At 48.8% G+C, this 14024-nt stretch carries 14 protein-coding genes; 6 read left to right on the forward strand and 8 right to left on the reverse strand.

The window, feature by feature from the left end:
• Positions 1 to 40 precede the first annotated feature (40 nt).
• Positions 41 to 211: a rubredoxin gene (locus tag ACTHTQ_RS05795; RefSeq protein WP_049328628.1), complete on the forward strand. Its 171-nt coding sequence runs from the start codon at positions 41 to 43 to the stop codon at positions 209 to 211.
• A 47-nt stretch (positions 212 to 258) separates the two neighbouring features.
• Here ACTHTQ_RS05795 and dapC read toward each other — a convergent pair whose 3' ends face one another.
• The 4 genes from dapC to ACTHTQ_RS05815 all read right to left on the reverse strand — a co-directional run bounded on the left by dapC (position 259) and on the right by ACTHTQ_RS05815 (position 4859).
• A complete protein-coding gene (gene dapC / locus ACTHTQ_RS05800) occupies positions 259 to 1449 on the reverse strand; it encodes a succinyldiaminopimelate transaminase (protein ID WP_440363377.1) in 1191 nt (396 codons plus the stop codon).
• 121 nt (positions 1450 to 1570) lie between these two features.
• On the reverse strand, positions 1571 to 2743 hold the full coding sequence (locus tag ACTHTQ_RS05805) for an NAD(P)H-dependent flavin oxidoreductase (protein WP_440363378.1): 1173 nt from the start codon (positions 2741 to 2743) through the stop codon (positions 1571 to 1573).
• Positions 2744 to 3083: 340 nt separating this feature from the next.
• The gene (locus ACTHTQ_RS05810) at positions 3084 to 3764 is read right to left on the reverse strand and encodes an OmpA family protein (RefSeq protein WP_440363379.1); all 681 of its coding nucleotides are present in this window, start codon (positions 3762 to 3764) and stop codon (positions 3084 to 3086) included.
• Positions 3765 to 3983: 219 nt separating this feature from the next.
• Complete coding sequence (locus ACTHTQ_RS05815) at positions 3984 to 4859, reverse strand: YoaK family protein (RefSeq protein ID WP_440363380.1); 876 nt, start codon at positions 4857 to 4859, stop codon at positions 3984 to 3986.
• A 160-nt stretch (positions 4860 to 5019) separates the two neighbouring features.
• Here ACTHTQ_RS05815 and ACTHTQ_RS05820 point away from each other — a divergent pair, with 160 nt between their 5' ends.
• From ACTHTQ_RS05820 to ACTHTQ_RS05835, 4 genes are all read left to right on the forward strand, one after another.
• On the forward strand, positions 5020 to 5409 hold the full coding sequence (locus ACTHTQ_RS05820) for a hypothetical protein (protein ID WP_004520101.1): 390 nt from the start codon (positions 5020 to 5022) through the stop codon (positions 5407 to 5409).
• A gap of 122 nt (positions 5410 to 5531) precedes the next feature.
• Complete coding sequence (gene ribF / locus ACTHTQ_RS05825) at positions 5532 to 6458, forward strand: bifunctional riboflavin kinase/FAD synthetase (RefSeq protein ID WP_440363381.1); 927 nt, start codon at positions 5532 to 5534, stop codon at positions 6456 to 6458.
• A 138-nt stretch (positions 6459 to 6596) separates the two neighbouring features.
• Positions 6597 to 9386 (forward strand): isoleucine--tRNA ligase, encoded by a 2790-nt coding sequence (gene ileS / locus ACTHTQ_RS05830; protein ID WP_440363382.1) that lies wholly within the window; start codon positions 6597 to 6599, stop codon positions 9384 to 9386.
• A 307-nt stretch (positions 9387 to 9693) separates the two neighbouring features.
• Entirely contained in the window at positions 9694 to 10068 is a 375-nt protein-coding gene (locus tag ACTHTQ_RS05835; protein WP_440363383.1) for a DUF5071 domain-containing protein, read from the forward strand.
• 208 nt (positions 10069 to 10276) lie between these two features.
• Here ACTHTQ_RS05835 and ACTHTQ_RS05840 read toward each other — a convergent pair whose 3' ends face one another.
• From ACTHTQ_RS05840 to ACTHTQ_RS05850, 3 genes are all read right to left on the reverse strand, one after another.
• The gene (locus ACTHTQ_RS05840) at positions 10277 to 10684 is read right to left on the reverse strand and encodes an MliC family protein (protein WP_440363384.1); all 408 of its coding nucleotides are present in this window, start codon (positions 10682 to 10684) and stop codon (positions 10277 to 10279) included.
• Between the two features lie 241 nt (positions 10685 to 10925).
• Positions 10926 to 11051, reverse strand: a complete 126-nt coding sequence (gene ykgO / locus ACTHTQ_RS05845; protein ID WP_003685279.1) for a type B 50S ribosomal protein L36 — start codon at positions 11049 to 11051, stop codon at positions 10926 to 10928.
• Positions 11051 to 11326: a type B 50S ribosomal protein L31 gene (locus ACTHTQ_RS05850; RefSeq protein WP_004464264.1), complete on the reverse strand. Its 276-nt coding sequence runs from the start codon at positions 11324 to 11326 to the stop codon at positions 11051 to 11053. Before ACTHTQ_RS05850 ends, ykgO begins: the two co-directional genes overlap by 1 nt.
• A gap of 173 nt (positions 11327 to 11499) precedes the next feature.
• On the opposite strand from ACTHTQ_RS05850, the gene ACTHTQ_RS05855 reads away from it, so the two are divergent.
• Positions 11500 to 12996, forward strand: a complete 1497-nt coding sequence (locus tag ACTHTQ_RS05855; RefSeq protein WP_440363385.1) for a TrkH family potassium uptake protein — start codon at positions 11500 to 11502, stop codon at positions 12994 to 12996.
• 54 nt (positions 12997 to 13050) lie between these two features.
• On the opposite strand, the gene galU is transcribed toward ACTHTQ_RS05855, so the two are convergent.
• Complete coding sequence (gene galU, locus ACTHTQ_RS05860; RefSeq protein WP_283121377.1) at positions 13051 to 13914, reverse strand: UTP--glucose-1-phosphate uridylyltransferase GalU; 864 nt, start codon at positions 13912 to 13914, stop codon at positions 13051 to 13053.
• Between the last annotated feature and the right edge of the window lie 110 nt (positions 13915 to 14024).

Below are 14024 nucleotides of genomic sequence, written 5' to 3' on the forward strand. Positions count from 1 at the left end.
TACGGTTTCAGACGGCCTTTTAAAATAGAAGGAACACAAAATGGCTCAATATATGTGCGGCCCTTGCGGCTGGATTTACGACGAAGACCTCGGCGACCCCGAGCACGGCCTGCCTGCCGGAACCAAGTTTGAGGATATTCCCGACGATTGGAAATGCCCTGAGTGTGGCGTAGGCAAAGAAGATTTTTATCTGTTGGATTTCGCGATATAACTTGATTGATTTAAAAAGGCCGTCTGAAATTTCAGACGGCCTTTGTTTTATCGGCGGTATAAAGCAACCATGGTTTCAGCCGCTTTGACGCAGCTTTCCACATCGGCAACCAGAGCGATGCGGACGTAGCCTTCGCCCGGATTGCCTTGTTCGGTATTGCGGGCGAGGAAGCGGCCGGGCAATACTTGGATAGCGGCTTTTTGCCACAGGTTGCGCGTAAATGCTAAGTCGTCGCCATCGGGAACTTTCAGCCAAATGTAGAACGACGCGTCTGGCAGTTTGACATCAAACGCCTGTTGCAAAATAGGGATGACGCGGTCGAATTTTTCTTGGTAGAGGCGGCGGTTGTCAATGACGTGTTCTTCATCGTTCCAAGCGGCAATGCTGGCGCGTTGGACGGGAATGCTCATCGCGCTGCCGTGGTAGGTGCGGTAGAGCAGGAAGTTTTTGAGCAACTCGGCATCGCCTGCGACAAAGCCGGAACGCAAACCGGGGACATTGGAGCGTTTGGACAGGCTGGTGAACATAATAATGTTGCGCGTGCCGCGTCCTAATTGCGCCGCCGCTTGCAGGCCGCCGATTGGTTTGTTGCCGTCAAAATAGATTTCGGAATAGCATTCGTCAGAGGCAATAACAAAGCCGTATTTGTCTTGCAAATCAAAAATTTCTTTCCAGTCTTCTAATTGCAGGACGCTGCCGCTCGGGTTGTTGGGCGAGCAGACGATCAGGACTTTGGTGCGCTGCCATACGTCTTCGGGCAGGCTGCTCCAATCGGGGTTGAAGCTGGGCGCAGGACAGTTGGCAAAATGGATTTCGCCGCCGCCCAAAATAGTCGCGCCTTCGTAAATTTGATAGAAAGGATTGGGGCTGATAACGACCGGTTTGGGGCCGTCTGAAGCCGGATTTAAGACGGTTTGGATAAAAGAGAACAAAGCTTCCCGGCTGCCCAATACGGGCAGGATTTCATTATCGGGGTTGAGGCTCAAACCATCATAACGGCGGGCAACCCATTCGGCGCAGGCTTGGCGCAGTTGGGGCAGGCCTGCGGTCAGCGGATATTTTTCCAGTTCGTGCAGGGAGGCGGTCAGCGCGTCGGTGATGACTTTGGGCGTCGGGTGTTTTGGCTCGCCGATTTGCAGATGAATGGGCGTCATGCCTTCGGGTGCATCAATACCTTGCATGGCTTCACGCAGGCGGGCGAAAGGATAGGGTTTAAGATGGTTCAATAATGGGTTCATGATGTTTCTGCTGATAAATTAAGGCAATAATCTTAGCATTTTTTAGATGGATTGGGACAAAAAGGCCGTCTGAAAACAGGGTTTAAATGTTTTTCAGACGGCCTTTTGAGTGTTGATGCGTTTATTTGGCAGGGACGGCGGGCAGGGAACCGTTCAAGAGATAATGAATGGTTTCTTGAACCGTGCGGATGGCATTGCCAAACGGCAGCGGGTCTTTACCGCGGAAAAACAGGCCTTTATCAACTTCGCCGCGGAATGCTGCGGAAAGTTGGATGTCGATACAGAATTGACCGGCTTTGGCTAAACCGTCGCGCAAACCGCAGCTGGTCAGGCAGTTCAGGCCTTGGGTGCAACGGCGCGGATCGTTTTTGGCATTGGCTTGCAATTTGGCCTCGCGTTTGATGTAGCTGTCGAGGAATTTGGTGCGCACGCCGCGAGCAGGCAAACCGGCAACAGACATGAATTCAACCACTTGTTCGGTTTCCGCACCGGCCAGCGTTTTCTTGAAGTTGATGTGGGCATCGCCTTCTTCGGTTACGGCAAACGCGGTACCGATTTGAACGGCGGATGCGCCCCAGTTTTTCAAGGCTGTTTTGACTTTTTCAAAGTTTGCCATGCCGCCGGCGAGTACCAACGGGATTTTTTCGCTTTCCAAGCCCAAGTTTTTGAATACTTCAAACGTTTCTTCAATAACGCGTTTGAACTCGAATTTGGCATCGTTCACGCCGTCAACGGTTGCAGCACCCAAGTGGCCGGCTGCGTGGGCAGGGTGTTCGATAACGATGGCATCGGGCAAGATGCCTTTTTTCATCCAACGTTTCAAAACAATGTTGATACCGCGTGATTCGGACAAAATAGGGAAAAGGGCGACATCTTTGTGGTAGCCCTCGGCCATTTCCGGCAAGTCCAAAGGCAAACCTGCGCCCATCACAATCGCGTCAGCACCGGATTCGCACGCCTGACGGACGTAGGCGGCATGGTCTTTTACGGCTTTCATGACGTTGACGGCGATCATGCCTTTGCCTTCTGAATCGGCTTTGGCTTTTTTGATTTCACGGTCAAGCGCGATGCAGTTGAGGCGGGTGTATTTTTCTTCGCTGGAATCGATTTTTGATTTGGCCAGCAAATCTTCGTGCAAGTGGCGCAAATCGACGCTGGCGATGGTACCTACGCCGTTTTCGCGCGCAACCGCGCTGGAGAGTTTTGATGCGGAAACGCCTACACCCATACCGCCTTGTACGACGGGAATCAGTGATTTGCCACGGATAATCAATGGGTCAAAGTTGTTTTGCATGGATGCTCCTTCATAGATTCTGGATGGGGCCGTCTGAAATCCTATGAAATAGATTGGATAACGGACTGATGTGTATATAAATAAGTGTGTTTTTCGCTGCCGTTTTTCAGACGGCATGGGGCGTATTTTTAGAATTTTAGGAATTATACTCTAAGTTAGTGTAAAAATTAGAGTATTAATACAGTTTTTTTGAAGGAAAAATTGAAAAGTCTTGTTAATAAAGGAATAAATTTTATGGTGGATTGAATTGAGGAGAAGAAATTGCAAACAAAATCTACAAAGAAAAAGGCCGTCTGAAATTTCAGACGGCCTTAAGTATGGGAATCAGACAGATGTCGGATTACATTTGTTTTTTAGCGGCGTCAATGGCGCGTTGGTCAGGGTTGATCAAGATTTCAACGCGGCGGTTTTGTGCGCGGCCTTCAACAGTAGCGTTGGAGGCGATGGGTTGGCGGGAGCCGTAACCGAAAGTGCTCAAACGGGTGCTGCTTACGCCACGGGATTGCAGGAAGGTGGCAACAGATTCGGCGCGGTTGCGAGACAATGGCTCGTTGATGGCGTCGTTACCGGTGTTGTCGGTGTGGCCGTTGATGATCAAAGTGGTGTCAGGATATTGAACCAAAGTTTGCGCGGCGGCAGACAAGGCGCTTTGAGCATGGCCGCTCAGGGCAGCGCTGCCGGTGGCGAAGGTTACGTTTTCAGGCATAACCAGTTTGATTTGGTTGCCTTGACGTTCAACTTCGATGTTGGTGTTGGCCAGGCTTTGACGCAGTTTTTTCTCTTGGTAGTCCATGTAACCGCCGATGCCGGCACCTACTGCACCACAAGCCAATGCGGAGTTACGCGCGCCTTTACCGCCGTGGGTCAGCGCACCAACGATGCCGCAAACAGCCGCACCGCCCAAACCGTACATAGCGGTTTTGCTGGCGGATTGTTGACCGGTAGCAGGATCGGTCACACAGCCGGTAAGTGCCAAAGGAATGGCAGTAGCAATAACGGTCAGGGGTTTCAAGAATTTCATGTCGTATCCTCTTTTTAGATGACGGCACGGGCCGTCTGAAAAAAAATGAATAAAAACCGCGTGGGTCATTACGGATTTATGATACCCAATATCCGAAACGCAAAAGAATGGGTTTAACCCGATATTACGAAAATATTTGCCAGTTAACATAATTCTGAAGCATTTCTGCATTTCTCCGACAGTTTGGTCATTTTGCCGCGAAATAACAAGCAAAGTTTTTTACAGTTTCCTCCGTTTTTTATGCTTGCGGCGATACCAGTTGACGAATGCCCATTTCAATCTGACCTTGACGTCATATCCCACCGAGCCCGCACCCAGTATGAGCAAAACGGCGGAAACGGGCAGGGCGAAATGATGGCCGACCAGATGATAACCCCATGCGCCAACCACGCCGCCCAGCAAAAACGACAGCATCAAGCCGCTTAAAAGCCACATTTTCGGTTTGTTGACGCGGACGTGCGGCAGGCGCGGATGATGCTGTTTGGAGTAATAAAGCGCGCGTGAAATTTCAATGCCCAAGTCGGTCGCCGTGCCGGTCATGTGGGTGGAGCGGATGGCGCCGCCGGAAAGAAGCGTGATAACCGTATTGTGCATGCCCATAATAAAACACAATAAAAACAATGCTAAAGACGGCATAATAAAATCAGATCCGCCAAAATCCCATTCCATCGCAGCAATACCGAACCAACCGAATATCAACAGATAAACTGCTTCCAGCCACATGGAAAACCCAAAGCTGCCACGGAAACGCATCTGCTGCGTCCATAAAATCACCCAACCCGAATGCGCGGCACCGGCAACAAAACACAACACGCTGATGAAAGTCACCGCGGCAGACCACCAGTCTTGAAGATACAGCACATCAGCCAAAAGAGACATGGAGCCGGTTACATGGGAAATATAGCGCGCAAAAGCAAAGAATCCCCCTGCATTAATCGCACCGGCAAGAAAGGCCATGATGTAACCCAGCCGTCTGAAACGGGCATCGGAAATATTGTGTTCGTGCAGGTACGGGCGATCCGCCTGCCAAAACGGCGGCGTGTGTTGCCTGTGGTGGCGCAATCGGTAGGAGTGGGGCGGTTTGTCAGCGTTCATTGAGTGGGTTTGGAGTTAAACATTCATACAGGGTGTATTTTATATGCAACTGTCTGCCGATAAGAACAAATAATCTAAAGTGTTCCCAAGTTGCCACACTTGCCCATTACACAATGAGGGCGTACATTAATAGAGAGACATAAACATAAGGAAACATCCGATGAATCCTATCCGTCTGACCTTATTGTTTGGCGCCGTTGCATTGCTGGCCGCCTGCGCCACCACGCCCGAACAAAAAGCCGCACGCGCCCAAGCGCAGAAACGCTATGAGCAGGATCTTCAAGTCAATCTTGCCGCCCAATGCGATCAGGAAACAGCCGCGCTGATCCGCCGCAAATTTGACGAAGAAGGTAAACCCGGTGTGGCAACCGCGGAACAAAAAGCCTTCCGCCTCAAATATATCGACAAAGTTTCCGATCCGATGTTCCAAGCCTGCTACAAAATGGCATGGCAAAACTATATTTCCCAAGAACAGCTGCGCGAAGCCCGCTACTATCGCTATTATGACGATTGGGGCTATCCGTTTGGCCGTTATCCTTGGTGGTGGTAAGGTATTAACAAACTTTAGGGCCGTCTGAAAGCATATATTTATTGGTTTCAGACGGCCTAAGGTTTATTGAAACGGCAATAACGTTTACAATAGCCGCCTATTCAAACACAATACCACCACCCATGAACATCTGGCTTGGACAGCGACACGCGCCCAAATTTCCGCAAGGAGCCGCCGTAACCATCGGCAACTTCGACGGCGTACACCTCGGGCATAAACACATTCTACAAAAACTCAAACGAGAGGCAGACCAGCGCGGTCTGCCTGTTGTCGTTGTTGTTTTTGAGCCTCAGCCTAAAGAATTTTTTGCGCGTAAAGCCGGGAAGAAGCTGCCTTATCGCATCAGCCCGCTGCGTACCAAATTGCGTCTTTTGCGTGAAACCGGCTGTGTGGATGCCGTTTGGGTCTTGCGTTTTAACCAAGCTTTTTCCGATATGAGCGCACAAGCGTTTATCGACCAGCTTTTGCGCCAAACGCTCAATACGCGGTATCTGTTGATTGGCGACGATTTCCGTTTCGGTGTCGGTCGTGAAGGTTGTTTTGAACTCTTGGCACAACAGCCCGATATGCAAACCGAGCGCACGCCGTCCGTTATCGTTGAAGACATCCGTACCAGCAGCACCGCCGTCCGCCAAGCCCTTTCAGACGGCAAGTTGGAATACGCCAAAAAACTGTTGGGCCATGATTACGTGTTAAGCGGCAAGGTCAAACACGGGCAAAAACTCGGCCGCACCATAAACGCGCCTACCGCCAATGTACAGCTTCCTCCGTATCATTATGCGTTAAGCGGCGTATTTGTCGTTGAAGCAGACGGCACATTCGGTACGCGCCGAGGCGTTGCCAGCTTTGGTTTTAACCCCACTGTCAGCAACAACCGCTCGCAAAAGCTGGAAGTCCATCTGTTCGATTTCAACGGCGATTTGTACGGCCAACGCATCTTCGTCCGCTTCCTACACAAACTGCGTGACGAGAAAAAATTTGAGAGTATCGAAGCCTTGAAAACCCAAATTTTACAAGATATGGAAGATGCGAGGGTTTGGGAAGCATAGAAACGCTTCTAGAAGCTTATAAAATCAAGACAATTGGGCTACAATAAGTCCTTTGAATTTTTTCAGACGGCCTGTTCTTTTCAAAATGAGCAATCAGGCCGTCTGAAACCGAAATACCGCAACAATAGAGATCAAAAAATGACCGATTACAGCAAAACCGTAAACCTGCTCGAAAGCCCGTTTCCGATGCGCGGCAACCTCGCCAAGCGCGAACCTGCGTGGCTGAAAAGCTGGTACGAGCACAAACGCTATCAAAAACTGCGCGAAATCGCCAAAGGCCGTCCGAAATTCATCCTGCACGACGGCCCGCCGTATGCCAACGGCGACATCCACATCGGTCATGCCGTCAACAAAATCCTCAAAGACATCATTATCCGCAGCAAAACCCAAGCCGGTTTTGACGCGCCTTATGTGCCGGGCTGGGACTGCCACGGCCTGCCCATCGAAGTGATGGTGGAAAAGCTGCACGGCAAAGACATGCCCAAAGCGCGTTTCCGCGAATTGTGCCGCGAATATGCCGCCGAACAGGTTGCCCGCCAGAAAAAAGACTTCATCCGTCTGGGCGTGTTGGGCGACTGGGACAATCCTTACCTGACCATGGATTTCAAAACCGAAGCCGATACCGTGCGTATGCTCGGTGAAATCTACAAATCCGGCTATCTCTACCGCGGCGCAAAACCGGTTCAATTTTGCTTGGACTGCGGTTCTTCATTGGCCGAAGCCGAAGTGGAATATAAAGACAAAGTATCGCCTGCGATTGATGTTGCCTATCCGTTTAAAGACACTGCCGCACTTGCCGCCGCATTCGGTTTGGCAAGTATCGAAGGTAAAGCATTTGCCGTTATCTGGACGACCACGCCTTGGACTTTGCCTGCGAGCCAAGCAGTTTCAGCTGGCGCAGACGTGGTGTATCAGCTGATTGATACGCCTAAAGGCAAATTGGTGTTGGCCAAAGATTTGGCAGAAGACGCGCTCAAACGTTACGGTTTTTCAGACGGCATTGCTATTCTTGCCGAAACCACCGGCGACAAGCTGGAAAACCTGCACATGAATCATCCGTTCCTCGAACGCGATATTCCCATGCTCAACGGCGACCACGTTACCACCGACGCCGGTACGGGTTTGGTGCATACTGCGCCTGCACACGGTTTGGAAGACTACGCCGTCTGCAACAAATACGGCATCGAGCTTTACAACCCCGTCAACGCCGAAGGCAAATACATCAGCGAAACGCCGCGCGTTGCCGGCATGAGCGTTTGGGAGGCCAATCCCGTTATCCTGCAATGGCTGGAAGAGACCGGCAACCTTTTGGCAAGCAGCAAAATCGAACACAGCTACGCCCACTGCTGGCGCCACAAAACGCCGTTGATTTACCGGGCGACCGGCCAATGGTTTGTCGGTATGGACAAAGCTGGTGCCGATGGTAAAACCTTGCGCGATAAAGCCATCAAAGCCGTTGATGACACCGAATTCTTCCCATCATGGGGTCGTGCGCGTTTGGAAGCCATGATTGAAGGCCGTCCTGACTGGGTGGTTTCACGCCAACGCTATTGGGGTACGCCGATGACTTTCTTTGTTCACAAAGAAACCGGTGAACTGCATCCGAACTCTGCCGAGTTGTTGGAAAAAGTTGCACAAAAAATTGAAGGAAAAGGCATCGAAGCATGGTTCTCTCTTGATAAGAGCGAACTCTTGAGCGCGGAAGATTGCGAAAATTACGACAAACTTTCCGACACGATGGACGTGTGGTTCGACTCAGGCTCGACACATTATTCCGTTTTGAAACAACGCGAAGAATTGGAATGGCCGGCTGACTTGTACCTCGAAGGCAGCGACCAACACCGCGGCTGGTTCCAATCGTCTATGTTGACCGGTTGCGCCTCATCAATGGGTCGTGCGCCATACAAACAGCTGCTGACCCACGGTTTTGTGGTTGACCAAAACGGCCGCAAAATGTCGAAATCCATCGGCAACGTCGTTGCACCGCAAGAAGTTTACAACGAATTTGGCGCGGACATCCTGCGTCTGTGGGCGGCATCCACCGATTACAGCGGCGAATTGGCGATTTCCAAAGAAATCCTCAAACGCGTAACCGAAAGCTACCGCCGTATCCGCAACACCTTGAGCTTCCTGTTTGCCAACCTCAGCGACTTCAATCCTATTGAAGATGCCGTGCAACAGGCAGACATGGTGGAAATCGACCGCTACGCCGTGGTATTGGCACGTCAGCTGCAAGAGCGTCTGGCAGGCGATTACTATCCGCGCTATGCCTTCCATTTTGCCGTAAAAGACATTGTTTCTTTCTGCTCGGAAGACTTGGGCGCGTTCTACCTCGATATCCTGAAAGACCGCCTCTACACCACCAAAGCAAACAGCCATGCACGCCGCAGCGCGCAAACTGCCCTGTATCACATCACACGCAGTTTGGTTCTGCTGATTGCTCCGATTTTATGCTTCACCGGCGAGGAAGCATGGGACATCATCGGTGGCGGCGAAGAAGACAGCGTCCTCTTCCACACATGGCATGAGTTCCCATCTATCAATGAAAAAGCCGAAGCCGAATTGGTGAAAAAATGGACGGCAATCCGCGAAGCACGCGAAGCAGTAACTGCCGCCATCGAGCCTCTGCGTACGGATAAAACCGTCGGCTCTTCATTGCAAGCCGAAGCCGAAATTACGGCTCCGGAAGAAATTGCCGACTATCTGAACACTTTGGGCGAAGAATTGCGTTTTGCTTTGCTGGTGTCTAAGGCTGAAGTGAAAGTAGGTGATGAACTTGCTGTAACCGCTAAAGCCAGCGATGGTGAAAAATGCGAACGCTGTTGGCACTACACCCACGATGTGGGCGCAGTTGCAGGCCATGAAACCATCTGTAAACGTTGTGCAGACAACGTTGACGGTAAAGGTGAAGATAGACATTACGCTTAATTGTTTGGTCTAAGATAAAGGCCGTCTGAAAACTTTGAAAATAGGTTTTCAGACGGCTTTTGTTTATTGAATCTGTTTCGTATAGCGAATAGATTTTGAAGGGTAATTGGGATTTGTTACTTAGGTAAAATGTAGGATAGGGGTTTAAGTTATTTCAAAGTAGGAGTTTAATTGCACAAAATAAAACTATTACTTCAGAGAAAATTTGTTAAGGATATAGGAATTACGAATAATCATTTGTCTAGAATTGAGATCAATTATTACAATTTTGGATTCGTAATTCTTTAATAAAACAATGAGGTATCATATGCACCCTAAAGATAAGTTTGACATCAAGGCTTGCAAAAAAATTAAGGACTGCAACGATGAGGAATTAATTGAGATGGGGGAGTGGCTCTCAGGATGGTTGGGAGATGCGAACTTTCCTGTTTTTAGTGAAATTGTCGAAATCTTTGTAGAACGACAAGATATATTACTTCCATTCGTTTCAAATATTTTTTACTCAAATGATAGTATATGCATTTATTGGGTTTTACTTGAACTTTATCCAAAATTATCCTATCAAAACCAAGTAGCCTTAGTCATTGATTTGGAGCATTGTCTCCATAATATTTCAGAAAAATTAACTTTGGATGAAGATGATGAAAACCTTAAAGAAGTCTTGGAAAAAGTTTTAAATTAAGGTAGATGTATATTTAATGATTTTGAAATAATGTATTGTTGGAGAAAGTACCTTTCAAAGAGTCTTACTTATTCGATGTGCTTTGAACCTTCAAATAGCCTCATATTTACATTTTTATCCTTAAACGGATTTTCGTTTTATCCAATATAAAAGGCCGTCTGAAAACTTGTTTCAGACGGCCTTCAGCTATTCTATTGCTAAGTAGAAATTAGCGTGCAGAGCAAGAAGTTTCTACTTTGTTGCCGTATGGGTCAGTGAAGCCGAAGAATGCTTCGCTGCCTTTTTGATGCCATTCAGCGCCTTTACCGAACAGGCCTTGGTTGGCAACATAGCGTTCGCCTGAACCTGCAACGGCAGAAGACAGGGTGGCAACTTTGTCGTCCAGACGCAGTTCAACTTGGTTGGTGCTCAGGTTGCGGACTTGTACAGACAGGCCGTTTTCGCAGCTGAATGATTGAACACGGTCATGGTTGTGCATGTCATGATGTTGGTAGCCATGTTCGTGTGCATGATTGTGCTCATGATGTTGACCATGGTCATGGCGATGGGCTTCAGGTGCGGCACAGGCAGCGAGGCTCATGGCGGTGGCAATTGCAAGCAGGGCTTTTACTTTCATTTTTGACTCCTATGGTCAGTGTTGAAGGAAGAATGTAGCGGCATGTTATAAATATCTTTATGGCTTCACAATAGGGATAACCATTATTTACTTTTTCTTCCTGTTTCCGGGAGTATGGCAGGATTCTTTGTAGTTTTGATATGAATGATTAATGCCGTTTGAAAAAAAGCCGCACTTGCGCTAGAGGTAAACGAAAGTGCGGAAAATTCAGAGAGTTACATTGAAAGAAGGATAGGACAGCTTAACGCTGGCGTGCTTTAAAACGGGGATTGCTCTTGCAAATGACGTACACTTTGCCTTTTCGGCGGACAATTTGGCAGTCGCGGTGTCGTTTTTTTGCAGTTTTCAGGGATGAGAGGACTTGCATCATTTATCCTTTCTGAAAGAAGACATCATGGATTGGTAACGTTGGTTGAACTTGCTGGCGCGGCCTTCGACATTGACATTGCGTTGTTTGCCCGTATATACGGGGTGGGACGCGGAAGAGGTATCAAGAGAGAAGAGGGGATACTCTACTCCGTCTTTCCAAACCATGGTTTTTCCGTGGGTATTGGCACATGAACGGATGAGCCATCCTTGGTCTGCACCGCTGTCGTAAAACAGGACGGTACGATAGTTGTCTGGGTGGATATCGGGTTTCATTTCTTTCTCCAGTTAGTGTTATGGTATAACATTATACTCTTAGAAAAAGAGCAGGCAAGTGTTTTTTGGTTTTTCTTTATCACGGGGGTGCGGCATTTTGATAAAATATGCTGTTTCAGACGGCCTTTTTTTCATGAGGCCGTCTGAATATTTTGTTTTCTAATGATAGGGATATGATGTATTTGTATAAGGGTTTCAGATTGGGTGGTGCGGTAAGCAAGGTTGTGCCGATTATCCATGTATTGTCCAAGCTGGGGCTGTTGTTTTCACTGTTGTTGGCTGTGCCGACACTGATGTCGTATTTTTATCACGACAGCGCGTTTTTCGTGTTTGCCTATACGGCTTTGACAGTATTGTTGGTGTCGTGCGTTACTTGGGTGCTGACTTTGCGTTTCAACCGTGAATTGCGGCCGCGTGACGGATTTACCCTGGTATTGATGCTGTGGCTGGCCTTTGCCATCGTAGCGGCGATGCCGATTTATTTCTATATGCCGTCCATGAGTTTCACCGATGCGTTTTTTGAGGCGATGTCGGGGCTGACGACAACGGGGGCAACAGTGATTTCCGGCTTGGATACGCTGGATCCGTCGGTGAATTTTTGGCGGCACATGCTCAACTGGCTTGGCGGTATGGGTATTATCGTGCTGGCTGTAGCGATTTTGCCGATGTTGGGTGTGGGGGGGACGCAGCTTTTCAAAGCGGAAATTCCGGGTATGGATAAGGAAAGCAAGATGGCTCCCCGTATTTCGCAAGTGGCCAAACGGCTGTGGTTTGCTTATGCGCTGACAACTGCTGCCGCCTTTGTATCCTTGCATATTGCCGGCATGGGCTGGTTTGATGCCTTGTGCCATGCGATGTCGGCAGTGGCCTTGGGCGGTTTTTCGACACATGATGACAGCGTTGCCTATTTTGATTCTGTGGCAGTCGAATGGACATTGATGTTTTTTACTGTCTGGGGCGGTATCAATTTCGCCAGCCACTTTACTGCGCTGGGCAACCGCTCTTTGCAGGTGTATTGGAAAGATGAAGAATGCCGTTCCATGTTGTTGGTTTTGTCGGGCAGTATTTTGATTTCGGCATTGTATTTATGGCAGCAGGACGTTTATCAAAGCCTTGGCGAAGCTTTGCGCTTTGTCAGCTTCAACTTTGTGTCCATCGGATTGGCCAGCGGTTTCTCCAATGCAGACTTTGCTCAATGGCCGCTGATTGTGTCGTTGTGGATGTTTTTTCTGTCGAACGTATTGGCAAGTTCAGGCTCTATGGGGGGCGGTATTAAAAACGTGCGTGCGTTGGTGTTATTCAAATTCAGCTTGCGTGAAATGTTGATTTTGCTACACCCGCGTGCGGTTCGTACGGTAAAGGTCAACAACCGCTCCATTCCGGATCGTATGGCGCTGACCGTCATGTCGTTCATCTTTATTTACTTTATGACGGTCATCGTATTCAGCTTTCTATTGATGGCGGCAGGCTTGGACTTTTTATCCGCCTTTACGGCAGTCATTGCCTGTATTACTAATGCAGGGCCGGGTTTGGGGGCAGTTGGTCCGTCGCATAATTACGCCGCGCTGAGCGATGTACAGAAGTGGCTGTGTACGGCGGTGATGTTGTTGGGACGTTTGGAGATTTTTACCGTTCTGATTTTGCTGACTCCGGCATATTGGAAGAAATAAGTTTGAGAAAAAGGCCGTCTGAAATTTCAGATGGCCTTTTCATAATGGCTGGGCTTAAGCGTATTGCTTGAGCAATTCTTTGAATTGTTCGCCAGTTTCAGGGTGTTTCAAACCGTAAGCCACGGTTGCTTCAAGGTAACCTAATTTGCTGCCGCAGTCGTAGCGTTTGCCATCAAACGCATGAGCTAACACAAACTCATGGTCGAGCAGGCGGGCGATACCGTCTGTCAGTTGGATTTCATTACCGGCGCCGCGAGGCAGGTTGGTCAATAAGTCAAAAATACGCGGAGTCAGGATGTAGCGGCCGACAACTGCAAGGTTGGAAGGCGCTTCTTCCGGTTTGGGTTTTTCAACGATATTGGTGATACGTTGATAGTTTTTCAGCTGTTCAACTTCGACAATACCATAAGAGCCTGTTTGGGAAGGATCAACGGTTTCAACGCCTAAAACGCTGTTACCGCTTTGGTTGTACACATCAACCATCTGTTTCAATGCACCTTTAGGCGCATCAATCAAATCGTCTGCCAAAATAACAGCAAAAGGCTCATCGCCAACGGCAGCTTGAGCGCATAACACGGCATGACCCAAACCCAATGCTTCAGTTTGACGTATGTACAAGCAGGTAATATTCGGAGGAAGGATATCGCGAACGTGTGCCAACAGCTTGTCTTTTTGACGCAATTCCAATTCGGTTTCCAACTCGTATGCTTTGTCGAAGTGATCTTCGATACTGCGTTTGTTACGGCCGGTGATAAACACCATTTCGGTACAGCCGGCTTCAACCGCTTCTTCAACTGCATATTGAATTAGAGGTTTGTCCACAATAGGCAGCATTTCTTTGGGGCTGGCTTTGGTCGCAGGCAAGAAACGGGTGCCCATACCGGCAACGGGGAAGACGCATTTTTTAATGGGTTTCATATTGGTATCCTATTTTGTCTGAGGGATTAGCCCCCGAAAGTGTAATTGTGTGTAACGATAATACCACATGATAAAGTATCAGGCGGCTCGAAAAAGACTGTATATATTGT

Origin of the sequence: Neisseria sp. P0020.S003, from assembly GCF_051957095.1 — a bacterium.
Taxonomy (GTDB): domain Bacteria; phylum Pseudomonadota; class Gammaproteobacteria; order Burkholderiales; family Neisseriaceae; genus Neisseria; species Neisseria subflava.